At 62.6% G+C, this 21,770-nt stretch carries 15 protein-coding genes and 2 pseudogenes; 7 read left to right on the top strand and 10 right to left on the bottom strand.

What is annotated here, in order from left to right; translation table 11 throughout:
* Window positions 1-55 precede the first annotated feature (55 nt).
* On the top strand, window positions 56-958 hold the full coding sequence (locus tag RHA1_RS43170; protein WP_237727125.1) for a hypothetical protein: 903 nt from the start codon (window positions 56-58) through the stop codon (window positions 956-958).
* Window positions 959-968: 10 nt separating this feature from the next.
* On the top strand, window positions 969-1,172 hold the full coding sequence (locus RHA1_RS43165; protein ID WP_041813720.1) for a hypothetical protein: 204 nt from the start codon (window positions 969-971) through the stop codon (window positions 1,170-1,172).
* 932 nt (window positions 1,173-2,104) lie between these two features.
* On the opposite strand, the gene RHA1_RS51090 is transcribed toward RHA1_RS43165, so the two are convergent.
* Window positions 2,105-2,368: a hypothetical protein gene (locus RHA1_RS51090; protein ID WP_167541031.1), complete on the bottom strand. Its 264-nt coding sequence runs from the start codon at window positions 2,366-2,368 to the stop codon at window positions 2,105-2,107.
* 240 nt (window positions 2,369-2,608) lie between these two features.
* Window positions 2,609-3,475 (bottom strand): 3-hydroxyacyl-CoA dehydrogenase family protein, encoded by an 867-nt coding sequence (locus RHA1_RS43150; protein ID WP_011600346.1) that lies wholly within the window; start codon window positions 3,473-3,475, stop codon window positions 2,609-2,611.
* Window positions 3,476-4,125: 650 nt separating this feature from the next.
* On the opposite strand from RHA1_RS43150, the gene RHA1_RS43145 reads away from it, so the two are divergent.
* Genes RHA1_RS43145 through RHA1_RS43135 form a run of 3 tightly spaced genes read left to right on the top strand, consistent with a single transcriptional unit; the run spans window position 4,126 to window position 7,110 of the window.
* Complete coding sequence (locus RHA1_RS43145) at window positions 4,126-5,373, top strand: cytochrome P450 (protein ID WP_011600344.1); 1,248 nt, start codon at window positions 4,126-4,128, stop codon at window positions 5,371-5,373.
* Window positions 5,373-5,786 (top strand): 2Fe-2S iron-sulfur cluster-binding protein, encoded by a 414-nt coding sequence (locus RHA1_RS53130; RefSeq protein WP_011600343.1) that lies wholly within the window; start codon window positions 5,373-5,375, stop codon window positions 5,784-5,786. The genes RHA1_RS43145 and RHA1_RS53130 overlap by 1 nt, the downstream gene beginning before the upstream one ends.
* Window positions 5,787-5,826: 40 nt before the next feature.
* On the top strand, window positions 5,827-7,110 hold the full coding sequence (locus RHA1_RS43135; RefSeq protein WP_063721833.1) for an NAD(P)/FAD-dependent oxidoreductase: 1,284 nt from the start codon (window positions 5,827-5,829) through the stop codon (window positions 7,108-7,110).
* A 199-nt stretch (window positions 7,111-7,309) separates the two neighbouring features.
* Here RHA1_RS43135 and RHA1_RS48590 read toward each other — a convergent pair.
* The 6 genes and pseudogenes from RHA1_RS48590 to gnd form a co-directional block, all read right to left on the bottom strand.
* Window positions 7,310-8,057: pseudogene (locus RHA1_RS48590) on the bottom strand (IS5 family transposase); the annotation flags it as partial.
* Between the two features lie 530 nt (window positions 8,058-8,587).
* Window positions 8,588-8,808, bottom strand: a pseudogene (locus RHA1_RS53425) (hypothetical protein); the annotation flags it as partial.
* A 267-nt stretch (window positions 8,809-9,075) separates the two neighbouring features.
* The gene (locus RHA1_RS48580) at window positions 9,076-9,432 is read right to left on the bottom strand and encodes a WhiB family transcriptional regulator (RefSeq protein WP_011600339.1); all 357 of its coding nucleotides are present in this window, start codon (window positions 9,430-9,432) and stop codon (window positions 9,076-9,078) included.
* A complete protein-coding gene (gene pgi, locus RHA1_RS43120; RefSeq protein ID WP_011600338.1) occupies window positions 9,420-11,075 on the bottom strand; it encodes a glucose-6-phosphate isomerase in 1,656 nt (551 codons plus the stop codon). Before pgi ends, RHA1_RS48580 begins: the two co-directional genes overlap by 13 nt.
* Entirely contained in the window at window positions 11,072-12,079 is a 1,008-nt protein-coding gene (fgd, locus tag RHA1_RS43115) for a glucose-6-phosphate dehydrogenase (coenzyme-F420) (RefSeq protein ID WP_011600337.1), read from the bottom strand. Before fgd ends, pgi begins: the two co-directional genes overlap by 4 nt.
* Window positions 12,073-12,969: a phosphogluconate dehydrogenase (NAD(+)-dependent, decarboxylating) gene (gene gnd, locus RHA1_RS43110; RefSeq protein ID WP_011600336.1), complete on the bottom strand. Its 897-nt coding sequence runs from the start codon at window positions 12,967-12,969 to the stop codon at window positions 12,073-12,075. Before gnd ends, fgd begins: the two co-directional genes overlap by 7 nt.
* Window positions 12,970-13,157: 188 nt before the next feature.
* Between gnd and RHA1_RS43105 the strand changes: the two genes are divergently transcribed.
* Complete coding sequence (locus RHA1_RS43105; protein WP_050787734.1) at window positions 13,158-13,925, top strand: DeoR/GlpR family DNA-binding transcription regulator; 768 nt, start codon at window positions 13,158-13,160, stop codon at window positions 13,923-13,925.
* Window positions 13,926-14,765: 840 nt separating this feature from the next.
* Here the strand turns inward: RHA1_RS43105 and RHA1_RS43100 are convergent.
* Window positions 14,766-18,035, bottom strand: a complete 3,270-nt coding sequence (locus RHA1_RS43100) for a protein kinase domain-containing protein (RefSeq protein WP_011600333.1) — start codon at window positions 18,033-18,035, stop codon at window positions 14,766-14,768.
* Window positions 18,036-18,219: 184 nt separating this feature from the next.
* On the opposite strand from RHA1_RS43100, the gene RHA1_RS43095 reads away from it, so the two are divergent.
* Complete coding sequence (locus RHA1_RS43095) at window positions 18,220-18,852, top strand: transposase (protein ID WP_041813718.1); 633 nt, start codon at window positions 18,220-18,222, stop codon at window positions 18,850-18,852.
* Window positions 18,853-19,335: 483 nt separating this feature from the next.
* Here the strand turns inward: RHA1_RS43095 and RHA1_RS43090 are convergent, their stop codons facing one another.
* Window positions 19,336-20,790 (bottom strand): aldehyde dehydrogenase family protein, encoded by a 1,455-nt coding sequence (locus RHA1_RS43090; RefSeq protein ID WP_011600331.1) that lies wholly within the window; start codon window positions 20,788-20,790, stop codon window positions 19,336-19,338.
* Window positions 20,791-21,770: the final 980 nt, after the last annotated feature.

Raw genomic sequence — 21,770 nt, 5'->3', positions numbered from 1 at the left:
GTGGCAGGCCGTCAATTGGGACATAATGCCTGCCACGCTTCGTCATATCTAGGGCGTGTTCGACGCAGCGGGAGGAGATCTGGTGGCGTACAACCTCAGCCCAGATGCGCCAACGGCCCGCCTGGACCCAGAGGCCGGCACCAGTACGACGCCCGCGTCGAAGTCGGCCGGCTATCGGCCGGCCGTCACCTACGACGACCGCGCCCAGGAGCGGGAGGGGGCTCGGCAGCTGGACCGAATGGTCGAGGATGCCGCGTTCACCCGGGCCCGTAAGGACCTCGAGCGTGCCTTCCCCCGTGCGACCGTCCCCGAGGTCTCCGAACGTAAACGCCGGGAGCTGCCGGTTCCGGATTCGATTCGCCAGCTGCCGAGTTCACGCCAGCGCAAGGTGCGGTCGGTAAACAAGCACAGGGCGCAGTCGCAGTTGCCGAAGGTCGGATACACCGCCGTACAGACCCTGGTCAGCGACCCGGACCGGTGGAAGACGGTCGGTGAGGCGTTGTCGAAGGCTCGCGGTGACGCGCAGCAACTCGACGAGAAGATGCGGTCCCAGGTCCAGCGCGTGGACCGGGCCATTCAGACCGCCGAACGGTTCAATGACCGCGGCCACATCCTGTACTGCGCGGTGACCCTCCCGCACGCGGTGCCGCAGGAGGCGGCCAACCTACCCGCGACCCTGCATCCGGGATCCCGCCTGGATTTCGACCGGCACACGATGGCCACTCACGCCGCTCACGAACTCGATGGAACGCTGGGCGATCGGGATGTGGTGTTCGAGGTCGAAACCGGCAGGGGTATGTATCTGGGCCGCTCGGACACGGTCGACGACACCGCGCACCTGCTGCCGAGAGGGATGCGGTTCGAGGTGGTCTCGGCCGGGGAGGGGCGATACCGTCGCCCTGACGGCAGTATCGGCCGGCGGATGATCGTGCAGCTGCGGGACATCACTGAGGAATGAGGGAATGCGGATGGGACTGTTCACCGACGACAAGGGTCGCCCCGAGCTGGTGGTCCATCCGGACATCAAGCTGGGGAGGGCGACGTTCCGTCCGGTCGACGATGAGCCCGAGCCGGAGGAGACCCCGAAGCAGCGTGCCCGGCGGGAGCTGAAACTACGCCTGGGCGCGGAGCTCCGCGCGAAAAAGGAAACCGGAGACACCAACCCCGAGTAGGGGTGACTGCCTCCGGCTCATCCTGTGCATCTTCAGTGATCCGACTATAGCTACCTCTTGCGATAACGCTAGAAAGGCGAGTGGTACGTGTATCAACGGCTGGCAACTGAGGACGAAATCCGCGACAAGGTCTCGGGACTTTTCGCTAGAAACAGCGGCGGCGCGTTCGACGAGAACGGGAACGTGGCGGCGGCACCACCACGTACCTGATTACTGTCACCGAGCTTCGCGATGGATGGTGCACGCGGAACGAACTCATCGACTGGGGCTACAGCGATGCAGGTATCGACCGGTTCTTCGGACCGGAATCCGAGGGTCCGGAGGGAATTACCGGGTGGACGTGCGGACACATCGACCATATCGAGGCAACGGTCGTCGTCCCCGCGCTACGCGTGGTGGACGAGGCATTCTCCGACTCCGAGACGCCTGCTTCCATTCTCCGCGCGGCATCGACCTAAATCCGTCCCTGAGCGGTCGCCCAGACAGCTTCGCGTAGCCCACGTCACTGCCTTGGGGGACATGCCATGTCCGCAGTTCAGTCCCGCTAACATTCCGGTGACGCCGACTACTTCGAGCGTGACAGGACGGTGCGGGCGGGGTCGGGGCCGTGCGCGGACAGGGTGGCAGCGACGATGAAGACCCAGGGCTGACCGCCACGACGCCCACCACCGAGACCGGCGCCGCACGAGCTAGGAAGCTGATTTTCGCGCCAGGACTCGGCGGGTGGCGCTTTCGCCGGCCGCCGCACGGTCCTGCTCGACCCGACCACCGAGCCGCCTGCCGGTGGTACCGAGGTGGTGCGTCTCGGCCGGCCCCGCCGCCGAACCCGAGGCCTCCAACGAGTAGGTCCATCATCGAACCGCCACCGCTCGGTCCGAAAAAGCGCCTTGGCCTGCGGTGACGACACGCCCCCATTCCGATTCAATGTGCCATCAAGAGAGGCAGAAGACATATTCGAACTCCATACCGCGCGGGCGTTCATCGACGGCGCCGAGGAGATCACCGAGGTCGACCACGCGTTCCTCGACAAACGCCACCGCGCAGTGGCAGATCGGGCGGGCGGTGCCGATCCCCGGGGTCAGCGGCCGCGAGCAAGCCGACCCCGGCTTCCTGCCCGCCGAGATCACCCGAATGTTTCTGCGGCACATTGTCGAATACGAAACCAGCACAACCGAGAAACCGGCATGGTCCGCCACCCAGGCGCACCGACCCGGCGCCACCACCGGGGACCGGCGGCAACATATCAGTTCGAATGGTTCCACCTCGACGACCGACGTGCCCGCCTCAACCGTGGCGACGTCCTCATCTTCGTCACCGCCGACAGCGAACGTCGACAGAGATGTATCCGGGAATGCTCGGGTCTGCGTCAGGGCCAAGAGAACTTCCTGGGCTCGGTGTCAAGGCTGGTGCGGCCTTCTCGCCGCGCGGGGTGGTTTTCAGGCGGGCGTCGACATCGCCGCTGTCCCGAAGGACCGGTGGATCTTCGTGAGCACTTCGGTGATCTCGTCGGGTGTGTGGGTGTAGAAGCCGGTTCCGCTCTTCGCGCCCAGGCGTCCGTCCTCGACCGCGGCAATCAGCTCGCTCGGTGTCGAGATCTCGCAGGACAAGTCGGGAAAGAGCTTCGCGCAGAGCGCTTTCCATGTGTCGAGGCCGCCGAGGTCCATGACCTTGAACGGGCCTGCGGCCGCCCAACGTGGGCCGAGGCTGCTGGTGACGACGGCGTCGATCATCTCTGCGGTGGCGACATTGGCGCGTACGAGGGCCATCGCCTCGCGCACGAGCGCAGCCTGAAGCCGGTTGGCCACGAAGCCGGGAGCTTCCCGGTTCAACGGCACGACCGTCTTCCCTGCCGCCACCAGCGCCGAGGTCACGGCCGACACGACATCGGGCCGGGTGTCGGGCGAGGGCACCACCTCGACGAGGGGCACGACCTCGGCCGGGTTGAAAAAGTGCGCGATGACCAGGCGGCCGGGCTCACAAAGATTCTTGGCGAGCTCGCTGGGAGTGAAGGTCGAGGTGTTAGAGGCGATCGGGGTGCTCTCACTGAATCTCTCGATCTCCGCGAACAGGTCCCGCTTGACCTCCAGGTTCTCCACGACCGCCTCGAACAGCAGGCTGCTGCCCTCGACTGCGGCCTCGATGGTGTCGCTGGCCTCGATGTTGGGGTGGGCGGCGGCGGCTTCGCGCGCGACATCGGCTCGGGCGTCGTACAGCGACACGCGGTGGCCGGCATCGGCGAGGACTACGGCGATGCCGCGGCCCATGATTCCTGCTCCGAATACAGAGATCTGGCTGGCGTTCATATCTCAATTCCTTGTGTTTGAGCAAATGGCTTACGGGGTGCGGGAACTCGCCCCTGTGTTGGTCGTCGGATCATAGCCCGCTCCAAGCCCATGCGGGCGCGGGTGAACGCGGCGGGGCGACTATTGGGACAATCTGCTGCCCACCCGGATCCGGTTGTGCACCTACAACAGTGCGAACCTACGCCAGTGGTGGACCGCCTCGGCTCGGCCCCGCGCACCGACGACCAGCACTCCAGGCTGACCATTGGGGCAGCCTCAATACCGTCGACGTCGCCGGTCCGGACTCATCTGAGAGTCGGGAGTCTCTGTCGCCACGCTGTCAAGGCACTCTACCGGTTACCGGTGTCTCAGAATGAAGCATTCGAGACACCTTGATGGGGTTTACCGTAGTTGCTGCCGTTCAGAACTGATCGGCGTTCAATCGTATAGATCAGAGTTCGAATATGAAGCGTCTGTCTGACCTCGAAACCCAGCGGGAACCTACTTGACGGGGATACCTGGGTGACTCGGACTGGCCGACAAAGCTGTTGCTGCTGCCTCCCTAACAGCTACGTCGCAGTCGTTGCTTGTTCAGATCGGGGCATGGCACATATTCCTGAGTTACTTTCCAAAGCCCATCTCGAACAGCAACACCGACAGCAAGGATTGAAATGACAGTCAGGACTGAACTGCAAGGGATTCCGGATCTCTCCGATCCTGAGACGTTCAAAGAAGGCATACCGTATGAGGCCTATGACCAGCTGCGCTCACTGCCCGGTCTTCCCTGGCATCCGGCCGAATCGGGCACGCTGAATGGAGGTTTCTGGGTGGTCACACGCTATGACGAGGTGGTCGAGATACTCCAAGACCCAGCTCGGTTCAGCTCAGTGCAGGGATCAATATACCCGTTGCCGAATCCGACGGGTGACGGCCCGATGACCAAACACATTCTGTTGATGGACCCGCCCGAGCACAGCCGCGTACGCCGAGCGGCGGCCAAATCCTTCGGTCCCCGCATTGTGGCAAACTTCGAGTCATGGATCCGTGACGTGGTCGTCGAAACGCTTGATGATGCATTGCCCCTGGAGCGATTCGACTGGGTCTATGAAGTCTCTCGCTTGGTACCCTCCCGGGTAATCGCCCAGATCCTCGGGATTCCGCTTGAGCACCGCGGCTATATCGTCGAGGCGACGAATGCTCTCTTTGAGAGCCAGACCGTCAACGATGGCGGTGCGAGTTTGACTCGAGAGTTCATGAAAATTGGTGAGTTCATGACCCGCCTCGGGGAAGAGAAATTACGCAATCCGGCAGACGACATGACGACCGTACTCGCGCAGTCGCTGGAAAGCGGTGAGATCGACCTCGTCGAGTATCAGCTGTACACGGCATCGTTGTTCGCTGCAGGCTTCGAGACGACGCATACGACAATCTCGCACATCGGACATCTCCTAGCCACCGAGCCTGCGATCAGGGCTGCGACCACCCGTGCCCTCGATGAAGGCAAGTCAGCGGCACTTGTCGACGAGTTCCTGAGATACATCACTCCTGCGATGAGGTTCGCGCGCACCGCTACACAAGACACCGAATTCCGCGATCAGGCTATCAAGAAAGGTGACACGCTTCTGGTCGTGTTTTCAGCCGCGAACCGCGATCCCGCAGCGTTTCCAAATCCGAACGAGTTCAATCCGTTCCGCGAGGATCCGAAACCGCTCGCCGGTACCGGGGGCGCAGGCCTGACATTCGGTGCGGGTGCGCATCGGTGCATAGGACATATGCTCGCAAAACTCGAATTGCGGATCCTGCTCGAGGAGTTGCACGTGCGCAATATCGCCATCGAAATGGACGGTGACGCACAGCGCGGCGCCAGCGGTTTGGTGAACCAGCTGCTTGCACTCCCAGTGACCGTGGCGGTCGGCTAATGCGTGGCGCAGCAGGTTACAGGCCGATGGAGCATATCAATTCGGGTTCGACCACTACCCCCAACGATCATGAGGAACGATACGTGGCTGTCGTCTCGAAGGTGGCCTTCGTCAGCACCGAGGGAAAGCGGAGCGAGGTGCAGGTGCCTGTCGGCACTTCAGTGATGCATGCCGCCACGGACAATCTAGTCAACGGCGTCGTTGGAGAATGCGGTGGTGACCTGTCATGCGCCACATGCCATGTGTTCGTCGAACCTACGTGGTGGGGCCGGCTCCCGCCGCCGTGCGCAGACGAGATAGCGATGCTCGAAGCAACGGCAGAAGAGCCCACCGAATACAGTCGGTTGAGTTGTCAGCTCGTATGCACAGCCGAGACAGATGGAATCGTTCTCCACATTCCTGCGAGCCAATGAACCCGTGCACAACTTCAACGAGCTAAAGGATGTGGTCACAGTGAGCGACAACGATCATGTCGTGATCGTAGGTGCCGGGCAAGCGGGCGGCGACCTGGCCGCTAACCTTCGCGAGAAGGCCTTCTCCGGCAGAATCACGTTGATCGGCGACGAGGATTCATATCCGTACAGCCGCCCGCCCCTGTCGAAGGCGTACCTGCTGGGGAATAAGATCAGATCGGACCTCCTCGTTCGGTCCGACGAGATGTACGGACGCTTTGACATCGACGTGAAACTCGGCACGCGGGTCAAGTCCATCGACCGCCAGCGGAAGCGCATCACCTTCGGTGAGAGCGAACACCTCGATTACGACGCCCTCGTGCTGGCCACCGGAGGCTCCCCGCGGACATATCCCGATGAGCGCCTGAACAGTTCGTCGAACGTCTTCTACATGCGGGCACTCGATCAGGTAGAGCGATTGCGTCCACATTTGACATCCGGTACTCGCTTGACCGTGATCGGCGGCGGGTACATCGGTTTGGAAGTAGCGGCCGTGGCCAGAACCTTGGGTGTTGCGGTGACGGTCATCGAACGCGAGCAGCGACTACTGGCGCGAGTGACGTCGCCTGTTATGTCCTCGTTCTTCGACAGGATTCACCGTGAAGAGGGAGTTGCCCTGCACACCGGCCGATCGGTCAGTGGATTCGATTTCAGTCCGGATCGAGAACTGTCCAGAGTGGTGCTTGATGACGGCACCATCATCGAAACTGACGTATGCCTCATCGGAATTGGCCTGCAACCGAACACCGCTCTTGCAGAGGCCGCCGGAGTCGAAGTCAACGATGGAATCATCGTCGATTCCCTGCTCCAGACCAGCGACCCGTCGATCTTTGCAGTGGGAGATGTAGCGCGCTATCCGTGCTCAGAGTCGGGCGGTACCCGCAGGCTCGAATCGATCCCAAACAGCACCGAGCAAGCTCGTGCGCTGGCACAGACCCTCGTCGGTAACCCTGCGCCGTACAACGCAATACCCTGGTTCTGGTCCGACCAGTACGAACTGAAGCTGCAAGTTGTCGGATTAATAAGTCCGAGTGACGCAGTCGTGGTGCGCGGAGACCCGCAACATGATCGCAGTATCTCGGTCTTCTATATCAGAAATGACGAAGTTCGCGCAGCCGACGTCGTTTCAAATCCTCGTGAATTTGCAATGGCGAGAAAGCTCGTAACGAAGAGAGCCGTCGTGGACCCCGCAAAGTTGGGGGATGCATCATTCCCGCTGAAAGATCTGCTTCCTGTCGTGAATTCGAGCTTCTCAGTTGGAGGGATGCCGGCGTACCATCATTGATTTCGGTCTCCGCCAATTCGGCAGACGACGCCCCACAGCCCTGATCAGGTCGTTGCGCTACCTGATGGGGGATACGTGGCCGTGAGTGTCGATCGACTATCGCGCCATTTCGGACTGGACGGATCGGCTAAGAGCCTGTCTCCATGCGGGGAGTTTCTCGAAGCAGGTGAGTGCGGCGGCGAGGTGGAGGAATCCGGCGAAGTGTTCGCCGTGGCGTTCGTAGCAGATGGTCAGGCGTCGGTAGCCGGGGAGCCAAGGCGATGGTGCGTTCGATCTTCCACCTGTATCTGCCGAGTCGGTCGTTCCTCTCGATCCCGCGTCGGGCTATGCGCGGGTGCCCTGTCCGCGCAGCCATCGATGGTGGATGTCGTAGTCGTGGCCCTTGTCGGCGCGAAGCTTTGCAGGTTTGCGGCGGCGCGGAACAAGCCTGGACTTCACCGCCGGAATCGCGCTGACCATCGGTTGCAGCAGGGTGCTGTCGTAAGTGTTCGCTCCGGAAATGTCGAGACCAGTGGGATCTGTTCGAATCGGACAAAACGTGGATCTTCGATCCCTTCTTGCCTCGATCGACTGGGCTGGGCCCGCGAGCCCTTTTTCGCTCGGACGCTCGCCGCGTCCAGGATCGCTGCCGACCAGCCAGTTCGCCGGCGCCTTCGAACCGGTCGAGCACCTCAGATGCAGTGTCTCGAACACCCCGGCGGCCCCCATGCGGTGAACCGGCGGTGCGCGGTAGGAACGGTCACTCCGAACGAAGGCGACAGGTGCCGCCATGCGCACCCACCTGTCAGAACGGACACGATCGCGGTATAGATCGCGGTATAGATCGCGGGATCGTTGACCGGGGTTCTCCCACCTCCCTGTGGGCGGGCGACGAAGCGTGGGATCAACGGTTCGACGATCTCCCACAACGTATCCGGCACCAGCCGCAGAGACAGCTCATCTACCACGCGTCATAGGGCACTACAGGTCAATGCATCCACCTGAGACACGCTCTAATCTAAGGCGGGATGTCGTGAAGGCGGTCCACGGAGCCGAACGGGAGTATCCCCATGACGAGGCCTTCCCTGGGTAAGTGCGCGTCTCTACGCCGCCTTTTGCGACGGCAACAGATGGTTGGGGCGGTCTGCCTTGTCAGGCTCAGATCCCCAATTCATCAAGTATCCGATGTACCGCCGGTACGTCACCCCAGACCCAGGAGTTCTTCCACATGCCGTTGCTGATCCTTCACGCTGTGATCGCGTGCGCCATTCTGATCACACCCCGCCGCGCCATTGCATGGATCCAACGAATTCTTACGAATGTCGCCGTCGCACGAGCCGATGCGAGATGGATAGCGATGTCAGCGAGTGCACAACAAGAGCCCTCCATCCATCGAGCAAGTGACCGGCATCTGCGACGATCAGGCGGGCACTGATGTCAACGTCCGTTCGTGCTCCGGGCGCCCCATCACGCGGGATCGCCAGCTGGTCTAGCTGCGGCGCAGCCGAGTGAGATCGTCTCGGCCGCAGTTGATTGCGTCGCACAGGGCACGGTGACCGCGCCGATGCTCGGCGGCCAGTGACAACTCGACCAGGGCGGCCAGTGACAATTCGACCAGTATGGTGACCGAGCCGCCGTCGGAACACAGCAGCGCGTCGGTCTACTCGAACAAGGACCTCGGGTCGGTAAACACCGTTAGAACGCTTCGCGGAACGGCATTACGTCGACCCGCGGATTGGTGCCTCATTGTGCGCCGACCGCCGACCGCCGACCGCCGACCGCCGACCGCCGACCGCCAACGGCCGACTGTTCGGGTGGGCACACGTGATACTCACGTGCCACCGCCTGTCTTCGTCTCGAAAGCTCTGAGGAAGGAACGTCACGATGTCAGGCGCCGAACAACGCCAGCAAACAAATGCCCGACGCAACGGCAGAGGTATACAGACAAGCTAAGTTTACGCATTTCGCAGACCACAGCCCGCGTCGCTATTGGATTGCGCGAGCAGCTAACGTCCGGCCGCAGTCTTGATGCCCCGGCCGGATGGAAGCTGGGGAACTTTGCATCTCACGGCGCTTTTGGAGCGTCCTGCGCTCATCCTCGGTGTAGCCACCCCAGATTCCGTGGCGTTCGCTCGAATCGAGTGCGTAGTTGAGGCACCGGGCGCGCACGGGGCATCGGAGGCAGATCCGTTTGGCTGCACGTACTCGACTTGCACGGGGCTCGCCACGTTCATTATCGGGATGGAAAAACACCGCGGGGTCGGCGTCCCGGCAAGCGGCAGACAGTTGCCAATCCCAGGACTCGGCGATCGGCGAGGGAAGGCACACGTTCAAGGCAGACAACGGCGTTCCCCTCTCGCCAGCCGATAGGTACGAATCAACCCGGTAGTGGAACTATCCCCGACATAAGCGGCGCCATCTAGGTCCCAGAGGGCGGGGCCCAGTTCCAGGGCGGATGTTTTGCCGAGCTCAACTCCCCACTGGTCGAACGAGTCAATGCCCCACACGATTCCTTGTACGAAGACCTGATGTTCGTACAAGGCGATCAACTGTCCGAGGGTCGACGGTGTGAGCTTCGCTCCAAGGATCGTTGTCGACGGCCTGTTACCGGACATCACCTTGTGCGGCACGAGCGCGGAAGGCGTCCCGTCTGCGGCGACTTCATCGGCGTTCTTTCCGAAGGCTAGAACCTTCGACTGCGCGAACAGGTTCGCCGTCAAAACATCGTGCACGGAGCCGATACCATCGAGGGTGGGCAGATCCTCGATCGGCTCCGCGAATCCCAGGAAGTCGACGGGAATCAGGTGCGTTCCCTGGTGCAGGAGCTGATGGAACGCGTGTTGCCCGTTCGTGCCTGGTTCTCCCCAGAAGATCTCACCCGTGAACGTACCGACCGGGGTGCCGTCCGTTCGTACCGATTTGCCGTTCGACTCCATGGTCAGTTGTTGCAGGTACGCCGGAAACCTGGCCAGGTCGTGCGCGTAGGGCAGTACGGCGCGCGCGTCGGCACCGAAGAAGCTCGAGTACCAAACACCGAGCATGCCGAGGATGACGGGCGCGTTTGATTCCAGTGGTGTGGTGCGGAAATGTTCGTCGATCGCCCGCATTCCGCCGAGGAACTCGGTGAACCGTTCGCGTCCGATCGCGATCATCACCGAGAGCCCGGCGGCGGACCCGACCGAGTATCGTCCGCCCACCCATTCCCAGAAGCCGAAAATGTTGCGGGCGGTGATGCCGAACGCTGTGACCCGTTCTTCGTCGGTGGAGACCGCAACGAAATGGCGGGGCACCGCGTGCTCCCCCAGTGCCTCGGTGATCCAGCGGCGGGCGGCGGATGCGTTGGTCATCGTCTCCAGGGTCGAGAATGTCTTGGAGACGACGACAAACAGTGTGGTGCGCGGGTCCAGGTCGGTCAGGTTCGACAGCAGATCGGCGGGGTCGATGTTGGAGACGAACCGTACCTCGGGCCCGTCGACGTAGTGGCGCAGTGCGCGATAGGCCATGGCCGGGCCAAGATCCGAGCCGCCGATTCCGATGTTCACGACGGTTCGGATGCGCTCGCCGGTGGCCCCACGCCAGGCACCGGACCGGACACGATCGGTGAACTCACCCATTCGACGCAGAACCGTGTGCACATCGCCCACCACGTCCTGCCCGTCGACGATCAGCTCGCGCTCGGGGTTCGCGCGGAGAGCGGTGTGCAGGACAGCCCGGTCCTCGGAGGTATTGATATGTGCGCCGGTGAACATCGCCTCTCGGTGGCGCTCTACTCCGGCGGCTCGGGCGAGGTCAACGAGCAGGCCCATCGTCTCACGGGTGACACGATGTTTGCTGTAGTCGATGTAGAGATCGGCCGCGGTGACGATGAGATCGACGCCCCGATCGGGGTCGGTGTCGAACAGCTCCCGTAGGTGAGTACCTACGACCTCCCAGTGGTGGTCGGACAGTTTCTTCCACAGCGGGGTATCGGTAACGATGTGTGTCATGCGAGCCCTCGCAGCCGGGGGGCCAGGTCCCGCTGGAACAACTCCAGGAATCGCTTCTGATCGTGGCCGGGAGCGTGGAAGACGAGGTGGTTCAACCCGGCATCGAGATACGGGCGGATCTGCGCCACCGCCTCATCCGGATCCGACGCCACGATCCACCGCTTCGCCACCTGCTCGATCGGCAACGCATCCGCCGCCCTCTCCATCTCGATCGGATCGTCGATCGAATGCTTCTGCTCCGGTGTCAACGACAACGGCGCCCAGAACCGCGTGTTCTCCAGCGCCAACTCCGGATCCGTGTCGTACGAAATCTTGATCTCGATCATCTTGTCGATCTCCGCCACATCACGGTCGGCCTTCTCCGCCCCCTCCGCGACCGCAGGCATCAACTTCTCCGTGTACAACTCCATGCCCTTACCGGACGTGCAGATGAACCCGTCGCCGCTCCGACCGGCGTACCGGGCCACCACCGGACCACCGGCCGCGATGTACACCGGAATCCCACCCTCGGGCACGTCGTAGATCGATGCTCCAACCGTCTTGTAATAGTTGCCTTCGAAGTCCACCCGGTCACCGAGCCACAGTTCTCGCATCAAGGCGACGGCCTCCCGCAGCCTGGCGAACCGCTCCTTGAACTCCGGCCACTCCCCAGCAAAGCCTGTCGCGATCTCGTTGAGCGCCTCACCGGTACCCACCCCGAGCATGATCCGCCCCGGATACAGACACCCCATCGTCGCGAACGCCTGCGCCACCACCGCCGGGTTGTACCGGAACGTCGGCGTCATCACCGACGTCCCCAACTGCAACCGTGACGTGCGCTCCCCGACCGCCGTCATCCATGCCAGCGAGAACGGCGCATGACCGCCCTCGTGCCGCCACGGCTGAAAATGATCCGACACCGTCGCCGAATCCATCCCGTGCGCCTCCGCCAGAACACCCAGCTCCACCAACTCCCGCGGACCGAACTGCTCCGCGGACGCCTTGTACCCGAACTTGATCACCACTGCATCGCCTCCATGATCCGAACCTGATGTCCCCCGAACTGCTTCCGCAGCGCCGACACCGCCTTCATCGTCGGCGAATCCTCCTGTCGGGATGAGAATCGCGCGAAGAGGGCAGCTGAGATCACCGGCACCGGGACCGCGTGGGCGATGGCCTCTTGGAGGGTCCAGCGGCCCTCGCCCGAGTCCTCGGTGTACCCAGAGATCGAACTCAAGCCTGGGTCCTCCTGGAGTGCAGTCACCAGGAGTTCGAGCAACCAGGAACGCACGACAGTGCCCTGCTGCCACGCGCCCATCACATCGTCGGGGGCGCTGATCCTGGGTTCGGCGGCCAAGAGCTCATAGCCCTCGGCGTACGCCTGCATCAAGCCGTACTCGATGCCGTTGTGCACCATCTTGGCATAGTGGCCGGCACCGACTGGTCCCGCATGAACGAAACTCTCATCCCGATTTCCGGGAGGTCGGAGTGCGTCGAAGATCGGCATTGCACGGGCAACATCCGCTTCCTCACCGCCCACCATCAGTCCGTAGCCTTCTTTCAAGCCCCATATTCCACCGGACACACCGCAGTCCAGGTAGCCGATTCCATGCTCCCGAAGGACATCGGAGTGCAGTTCATCGTCGGAGAAGCGGGAGTTTCCGCCCTCAATCACGAGATCCCCCGGCGCCAGGAGCTGGCTCAGTTCGTTGATCACCGTGCGGGTCGGGTCGCCGGCGGGAACCATCACCCACACCAATCTCGGGGCGCTGAGGTGAAATACCAACTCGGCCAACGATTCGACGTCGCTCACGGATGGATCGGCATCGAATCCGACGACTTCATGACCCGCAGCCCGAACGCGCTCTCGCATGTTCCCGCCCATCCGCCCCAGACCTATCAAACCTATTTGCATCGGGAACTCCTCGAGATTTGCTTGGCGAACGGCGCGGGACCTAGACATCCACGCTGCACGGTTTCGCGCACGAAGTGCACGCAATCATGCCGTTCTAGTGTTCGAACTGTCAATATTCGTGCACCGAAAGCTAGAATCTCCCGAGACCGCCCTGGGTCCACAACGTCGAGTGCTGAGGAGTGCTTTTGTTGTCCGCAACTGAAAGACGTGGTGAGATACTCCAACGCCTCCAGGTCGACGGCTACGTCGAGGCCAAGGTTTTGTCGCGCGAGTTCGACGTGGATGGGTCTACGATTCGGCGCGATCTTGACGCGTTGGTTCGTTCCGGCCAAGTCGAACGGACCCACGGAGGGGCGAGGCCCGTAGTCGGCACTTCCTCCGAAATTCCGTACGCGGTGAAGGAGACCGAGCGACGACCAGAGAAGGTCGCGATCGCACATCGCGCGGCACAGCAGGTGGCGGATGGTCAAACGATCATCCTCGACAGCGGGTCAACCACATACCAGGTCGCTCTCGAGCTTCGTCACAAAACGGATTTGACGATCATCACCAACGACCTCCGAATCGGAAAGTACGTGGCCACTATCCCCGCGGTACGCCTGCTGGTGACCGGTGGCGAGCTACTCGGCTCCGTCTTCACACTCGTCGGTGAACGCGCGGTGGACTTTCTGTCCGACTACTCGGCCGATTGGGCCTTTCTCGGAGCCGACGCCATTGACCCCATCGCAGGCATTACCAATACCAACACTCTCGAAGTTCCACTCAAGCGGGCAATCATCACGGCCGCGACTCGCACCGCCGTCGTCGCGGATAGTTCAAAGTTCGGCCACCGCGCCCTCGCCAAAGTCGCCGCGATCGACGAAGTCGACCTGATCCTCACCGACTCCAAGCTCCCGAGCGACCAGGTCGAACAGTACGGTGACAAAGTTGCCCGGGCGTGTATCGCCCACGACTAGCTTCTAGCGACCAAGGTTCGCTACGCCGAGTCCGGGTCTGCGCCCGGAATCGGTGGCCCTTCGGGCAGTTTCGGCTCACCGAGCGCGGGTGAATGGTGTGGTTCTACATTGAGTAGATGGGCGACCAGTTCAGCGAGCGCGACGGTGATTTCCTTCTCAGCGGCTACGACTGCGTGGATTGTGCTCAACGACTACTACCCGCTCGGGCACAAACCAGGCGGGTTAGGTGCGGTGTTGGCGCTAGCACGAGGAACTCGACAACACCCATCTGATTGCGGATGACCGACCGGTTCGCCCGCCGCGTCAAGGCCTGGGGCGCGGCCAGCGGCGCGCCGTCATCTACCTCACGGCCGGGACACGAGGTGGGCACCGGGGTACTCGAAGGTCCTGGCGGCCAAGGCGCCGGCGGCGGTGTGGAACGTGAAGCGGCCCGGCGGGCCGGGTCGTCAACATCGAGAGGAGAGGCGAATACGTCAACTACTACTCGTTCCACATCATGGATCCCACCTGGGGGCATGTGACGATCAAGATGTCGGTCATCCGCCGTTCGGGGCGCAGATCATCCTCGGCGGCCACGAGTACGTGGCCCGGCAGGCGAAGGCGGCCGGGATAGCATTCACCAATGTCGGCTCTGCCTTCACCACGGTCGCCGCACCCGGGGTCGGATCGGATCGCAGATGCCTTGTCGCAGAATGCGGCTGTAGGGCGGCTGCGTCAGGCCTGCCAGCGGTGGATCTACCCTGCCTGTGCTTCGGGCTCGACCTCGACGAACAGCAGCGCAGCGGCTTCGGCGACGCCGTCTATACAACAGCTGTTGGGCGGCCGCGATGATCGTGGGTCTCAGGAACGCTTGTTCTGCGATTCGACCACCCACGTGGCAATCTGTGCACGTGAGTTGAATCCCAGTTTGGACAGAAGGTGTTCGACGTGCCCCTGCGCGGTGCGTGGCGAGATCGCTAAACGAGCGGCGATCTCTCTGTTGGTGAGCCCCTCGGCGATCAGGTCGGCGACTTCACCCTCGCGTTTTGTCGGTTTCGCAGTCGGACCAGCAGTAGCTGTCGTGGTGGGCAGTGGTTGCTCGCCCAACGCGTAGGTGACGGCGGCATCGAAACCGAGGGCCTCTCCTTCTCTGCGGGCCGCGGCGAACGTCTGCTCACTCATCACTCGTCGAGTCTCGTTTTCGCACTCGTCCTGGTGCGCCAGGTGGCCGTGAAAGAACACTGTCACGCTACCCATCGACCGGCTCATATTGTCCGCGGCTGCTGTCAATACGACGGCGCGTCGGGCGTTCCGGTCCCCGGCGGCAATCCATGCCAGCGCTCGCAAGCACATGCTGGCGCTCAGTCGGTCGTTGGCGCTTCGGCACACCTGCAGCGCTCGCTCGAGCAGCCGGACCGCTCGTGCGCCGTCACCGTGCCGCCATATCGCAACGGCGAGCGCCCACAGCGAATAGGTCCGATACATCGACTCACCGCGCGCCTCGGTAATCGCGAGGACCCGTTCATGGCATTCGATGGCCTGCTCCGTGTCGTTCAGCATGTCGTGCGTCAATCCGAGGCCAATGAGAGCGAGGACCTGGAAGAGGAGGTCGCCCCGTGCGGTGTACACCTGGACTGCATTCGCTAGATGTGAATGCCCGTCGGAAGGATTCCCTGTGAGCAGTGTCAGGTATCCGACCGCGAGGTCGATGTGCGCGCGTATGCCGGGGTCGGTAGTCCGGTCCACGAGCGCGCGACCCTTCTCCACCAGGGCGGTCGACGCTCGAACGTCGCCCTGCACTCCGGCTATGACGCAGCCGGTGTAGACCGCCTTGGCTCGTTCGACGGTGAGCGGGCCAGTCTGGAGGATCTGGAGGATCTGGAGGCGATCGAGCCAGCGTAGACCCTCGCTTAACCACCCTCCGGACATCCAGTACGGGAATAGGGCGGCGACGATCCCGACTCCGGTTTCGGGACTGTCGGACACGCAGAATTCCAGAGCTTCCCTCAGGTTCGATTGCTCCCGAACGAGTCTGGCGATCCACTCGAGCTGCCGGGAACTGATCCAGTCGGCCTCCGCATCGAGCGCCATCCGCTCACACCAGTCACGATGCCGGAAGCAGACCTCGGGAAATTCGCCGGCCTTCTGCGCCTTCTCACGGCCGTAGTACCGCACCGTCTCGAGCATGCGGAAGCGTAGCGCGCCACCTGACTCTTCTCGGATCAGGATCGACTTGTCGACCAGGGAGGTCACCGTATCGAGGAGATCCTCCGCGGTCAGGTCGCGGTCGCAGATCCGTTCTGCGGCTCCGAGCTCGCAGCTGCCGGCGAACACCGACAGCTGCGCCCACACCCGTTGTTCCACCGGTGTACACAGATTGTGGCTCCAGTCGATACACATCCGCAGCGTCTGCTGCCGCGACGGTGCGTCCCTGCTGCCGCGGGTCAGCAGGGCGTAGCGGTCGGTCAACCGCTCCAGGATTTGTTCGGGCGTCAGTCCCCGCAGCCGGGCGGCAGCCAGCTCGATCGGCAACGGCAACCCGTCCAGTCGCCGGCAGATTCGAGCGATGGTGGCCTTGTTGTCCTCGGTGAGCTCGAACCCGGGCACGGCGGCAGCGCCCCGTTCGGCGAACAATGCCACCGCGTCGTTGTGGGGCATTGTTCTCGGTAGGTGATCGGGATCGGGTATAGCTAGTGGGGGAACCAAGAGCACCGCTTCCGCGCCGATACCGAGTGACTCGCGGCTGGTCGCAAGTATCCGCAGCTGAGGACAGCTGCGCAGCAGGGATTCGGACAATTTCGCCACCGCATTCACCACCTGCTCGCAATTGTCCAGCACGAGCAGCAGTTGCCGAGGGGCGATGAACTCGATGAGCAGGTCGTGTGCGGGCCTGGCCGAACGATCGCGTAACCCCAGGGCGGTCGCCGCCATACCCTCCAACAGTGACCCGTCACGCAGGTCACCCAGCTCCACCAGCCACACGCCGTCGGGGAAATCGCGTTGTGTCTTGGCGGCAACCTGCAGCGCGAGGCGCGTTTTTCCCACCCCGCCGATCCCGGTCAACGTCACCAGCCGTGAGGCGGATAGCAAGTTCTTCGCTTCGGCAAGCTCCGTGCGGCGGCCGACGAAACTAGTCAGCTGAAGCGGAAGCTGACCTGGTGGGCCCGATTCCAGGGGTGAGGGTGATGACGGCAAGGGCCCGGGTGGTGTGCCTGGTTGCACGGCTCCCGGATCGGTGTGCAGTGCCATCTCGTCGACCGGGAAACCATGGAGAAGTTGGGATGCTCGGAGTTGCTGGCCGAGTTCGGTGGCGGATTGGCGGCTCGCCGGGGTGCCGGACATGGCATGTTCGATGATCATGCTGACGTCCTCGGGAATGCCGTGCTTGCGTGGGTCCGGAACGGGCTCGGCCGTAATCCTCAGGAACTGGGCTACCACCTGCTCCCCGCTGCGGCGTTCGAAGGCAGCGTGACCGGTCATCGCAGCGAACAGCGTGGCACCGAGGCCGTAAACATCGGCAGCGGCACTTGGGGGTTCGCCGGTCACTACCTCGGGGGCGGTGAAGGCTGGCGAACCCGTCACGACGCCGGCGGTGGTTTCGAACCCGCCGGCGATGTGGGCGATGCCGAAATCCGTCAGTGCCGGCTCGCCGTAGTCGGTGAGCATTATGTTTCCGGGCTTGACGTCGCGGTGGAGGATTCCGAGGCGGTGGGCGGTCTCGAGGGCGCCGGCCATTTTCACCCCGAGCCGCAGCGCTTCGTCGAGCGAGAGAGGTCCGTGGCGGCGGATCCGGGCGTCGAGTGAGTTCTGGGCGTGGTACGGCATGACGATGTAGGGCCGACCGGTGTCGGTGACGCCGACGTGGAGGACATTGACGACATTAGGGTGTCCGGTCAGCCTGCCCGCCGCGCGCTGCTCACGCAGGAACCGTTCCCGGTTCTGCTCGTCGAGGTCTGCGGTGAGGACCTTGATTGCCACGGTGCGGTCGAGCGCCGCCTGGGTGCAGCGGTAGACGACGCCGAAGCCGCCGCGGCCGATCTCTTGTGCGTCCTCGAATCCGTCCGCCGCCAGCTCCGCCGTGATCGAACCCTTCGCGTCGCGTTGCGTCGCGAAGGGATCGTCGTCGGTCATCAACTACATCGATTCATCTCATCCGAGCCACTGTCGAAGAAATGCACCACCGCTCACCTTCTCGGTGATCCACCCCCAACGATATCGCCGCACTGCCCAGCAGGTGCCCAACTGACGCTCTGATACGAACCCATGGCAGATCGGACGGTCGCAAACACGCAAGGTTCCCCTCTGCGCATCGGCGGTGATCTGCGCCCCCCGCGACGGCGACGACCTGGCGTTGGCCGGTTATCCCTTGCGGCTCGAATGCGACTACCTTTCGCCGAGACCAGACGTGGTGGGCATGCTCGCGGCGTTCGGGATGGCAGCGCTGGTGTCGTTCCACTCGGCGTGCCGGTTCTTCTCCCATCATGTCTGGGATCCGGATCGGTTCGGGCTCGCGGTCGCGCGGTTGATCGTCGAACGGCTGTTACCCACCGCCGCGTCGATCGCCGTCGCGGTGGACGACCATATCTTCCGCCGCTGGGGGGAAGAGAGCCCATCACGTGTTCTCGACCGACGACGGCGCCGCCCAGGGACCGGCTACACTCGGCCGCGGCAGTCGCTGGATCATAGCCGGGATCGTGGTGGATCTGCCGTTCCACGCTCACCCGGTGTGCCTGCCGATCCTGTTCGGCCTTCGGGCCGACGAGGGCACGCCCAGCGGAGGAGCATCGAACCGGCCAAGGCCATCGCAAAACAAATACTCGGGGTCGGCCAGGACCGGAATCGGGTTCCCCGCGCCGTGGCGTTCGGGTTCCTCGCCCAGACCGTCATCATCGCCTGGTACGCCACCTTGGCCACCACCGGGACGACCTCGTCCGCCGCCGAACCCTGATACCCGGCAAGACCGAACCCGCCTTCGAGACATGCTCGCCAAGCTCCGCCGCACCCCCGCCACCCGATTCTCTGAATCTATCCCAGATACGATCGACCCCAACATGATCCGCAGCTACCAACTAGACTTCGGCGCAGCCGCCCCGTAACCGCGAAAGTCGAGTCCAGCGGCGCCGATCGGAATTCAGCCCGCTTTTGTCGGATCCAATCACGCTGTGAAGCAACAGGTATGAAGCGTGGGATCCCGGTCGGTGCTAGGGAGAATTGCTGCAGACCCTTTCCAGAACTGAACACCTCAGCATGGGGGGGTCGTGACGCGCTGCCACGGGTGGTGCGGGAAAAGGGCACCGTCAGGCCAAGGTTCAAGGGTATCCGCTCGCCTGTATCGCGTGGCTCGCCGCCGTGGTCCCAGGTGTTGGAGAGTCCACGGCAGCTACCTCCCAGACGGACAGTGGTTCCGGGTCGACCTAGTAGCTGGCCCCGGTCAACCCTTGGAAACGTTGATGACATGTGTCTCAGTGAACTCCATGATGCCCTGTATCCCGAACTCCACCCCGATACCTGACTGCTTACGACCGCCAAATGGCACATCGGGAGCCAGTGAGAAGTGGGTGTTAACCCAGGAGGTGCCGCCCTCCAGGCGATCGGCCACTGCAGCCGCACGGTCCAGATCACTGCCCCAAACCGAATTGCCCAACCCATACGGGGTGTCGTTGACCCGCGCGACAGCATCCTCGAGGTCATCGTAACTCAGGATGGAGCGGACCGGGCCGAACGTCTCCTCCCGCACCAGAGCGCTGGCGTCGTCGATGTCCCGGACCACAGTGGGCTCAACAAAGTAGCCGGGCACATCCGGGATGTTCCCACCGGCGATTACTGTCCCGTCCTTCTTGGCCAGCTCCAGATAGGCCTTTGCGGCTTCGTACTGGCGGGCGTTCTGGACGGGTCCGAGATCAGTCTCCGGGGCCAGGCCGTGGCCGAGGGTTGCTGCGCGGGCGTGGCTGGCGAAGGCGTCACAGAAGCGGTCGTAAAGCGGGCGCGGGACGAACACGCGTTTGATGTTGATGCAGACTTGACCGCTGTTTACGAACGCCCAGGAGAAGATTTCCTCGGCAACCTTCTCCACGTCCGCGTCGTCCATCACAATCGCCGCGTCATTCCCTCCGAGCTCGAGGACGACGCGTTTGAGGGTCTCGGCGCTACTTGCCATGACCTTGCGGCCAGCCGCTGTCGAACCGGTGAATGAGACCTTCCCGACATCGGAGTGTGAGGTCAGATGGGGTCCGGCCTCGCCGAGATCACCCACGATGTTGACGACGCCCTTAGGGATGATCTCCTGCAGGATCTCGCCCATCACCATTGCGTTCAGTGGCGTTGTCGGCGCCGGCTTGACGACCACCGTGTTTCCGCAAAATAGTGCCGGAACGACCTTGTACACCATCTGGAAGAACGGAAAATTCCACGGAATGATGGCCGCGACTACTCCAATCGGCTTATGCCGTATCTTGATACGCGACGTAGCATCATCCCTGATGATTGTCGACTCGATCGAGCATCCAGCGACGTGGCGCGCCCACGACAAGGACCAATCAACCTCGTCCTGTGCGGATTTGAGCGGCTTGCCGTTCTCAAGCGTGATAATTCGGGCGATCTCCTCACGCCTCTTTTCTATGGCGTCTGCGATACGATCGATGATCGTCGAACGTTCGGAGAATGTCGAGTGCTGCCACGTGTGAAACGCCTTCAAAGCCGCATGCACAGCCTGATCCACTTGTGCTGAGTCGGCTACCGGCGCCGTTGCGATGACGTCCTCGGTCGCAGGATCGATGACATTCTGACTTGTCGCACCGTCGACAAGCTCACCGTCGATGAGCATGGCAAATCGACGGCCACGGATCATTGCCGCATGGTCCTGCTGTCGGGCTTCGACTGATGCCATCACAATTTCCCTCCACTTACTGGCTGACTTTAAATGCCGATTTACGGCACCTTGTACCGTACGGCTCCGCTCGAGGTGCTGAATGTTCAGTTTAGGAACACCGGTATCGACGACTCGTGTGGACGGGTAGGTTTCAGGCGACTTCGGATCCAGGGTTCGGGGATTCACGAATTCCAGGTTCGGGGAGATGTTGGTGGTCGTACGAGCGGCTTGCCCGTGAAAAAGATCATCCCCGGCCCGGACGAGGGCAACGAGGTGTTGAGCGTTGCCCGCCCGTCGGCGCCGCTGGGTACCGACGATGAGCTAAGGCCATCGTCGACCCTCCGCGGCGGGAACGAACCCTGATCTCAAATGCACTGTGCAATAGTAGATTCGATGGGTTTCATGGTGGATAGTGAACCCTGTGCTCAGCCGGATAGTTGTAGACCGGAGCAGCGCGCATCCGTGGCATCGGGGGGTTCGCGACGCCTTCGGATTCTTCGAGCTGTCGTCGAAAGTGGAACGATCCGATCGCCACATGCGCCATGTCAATGTCCTGGGAGGGATGCTCCTTCACCATCGTGAGCGCACCCGAAAGAGCCGAGTTCGGCAACGCAGTAATGCATAACAATCTGCTTGTCGAACTAACATCGCCGCTCGCGGGTTTTGAGACACGCCTCCCGAACCGTTCAGAACCCAAGGGCGCCGTCGCTGACCGCAGTACGGGAGCGGTGATGCCCTGGTGTTGAGGCCGATCGGACAGAACCGGGAGTCTCTGTCAACACGCCTGTCAAGGCACTCGACCAGCTACCGGTGTCTCAGATTAAAACATTCGAGACACCTTGATGGGGGATACCGTAGATGCTGGATGGTAGACGGATTGATCGGACGATGTGCATTACGCCGGTTCGGGCTACCGGGCGGGCTACCGGGCGGGCAGAACGCCTATCCAAAGAACGTAGCTATCGGGAGTGCAGCCGGTCCAATTTCCGGCGTGATCG

Source organism: Rhodococcus jostii RHA1 (assembly GCF_000014565.1).
In the GTDB taxonomy this organism is placed as follows: Bacteria; Actinomycetota; Actinomycetes; order Mycobacteriales; family Mycobacteriaceae; genus Rhodococcus_F; species Rhodococcus_F jostii_A.
Note: the sequence above shows the minus strand (reverse complement) of the source record. Positions and strands in the feature narration are given on the sequence as shown.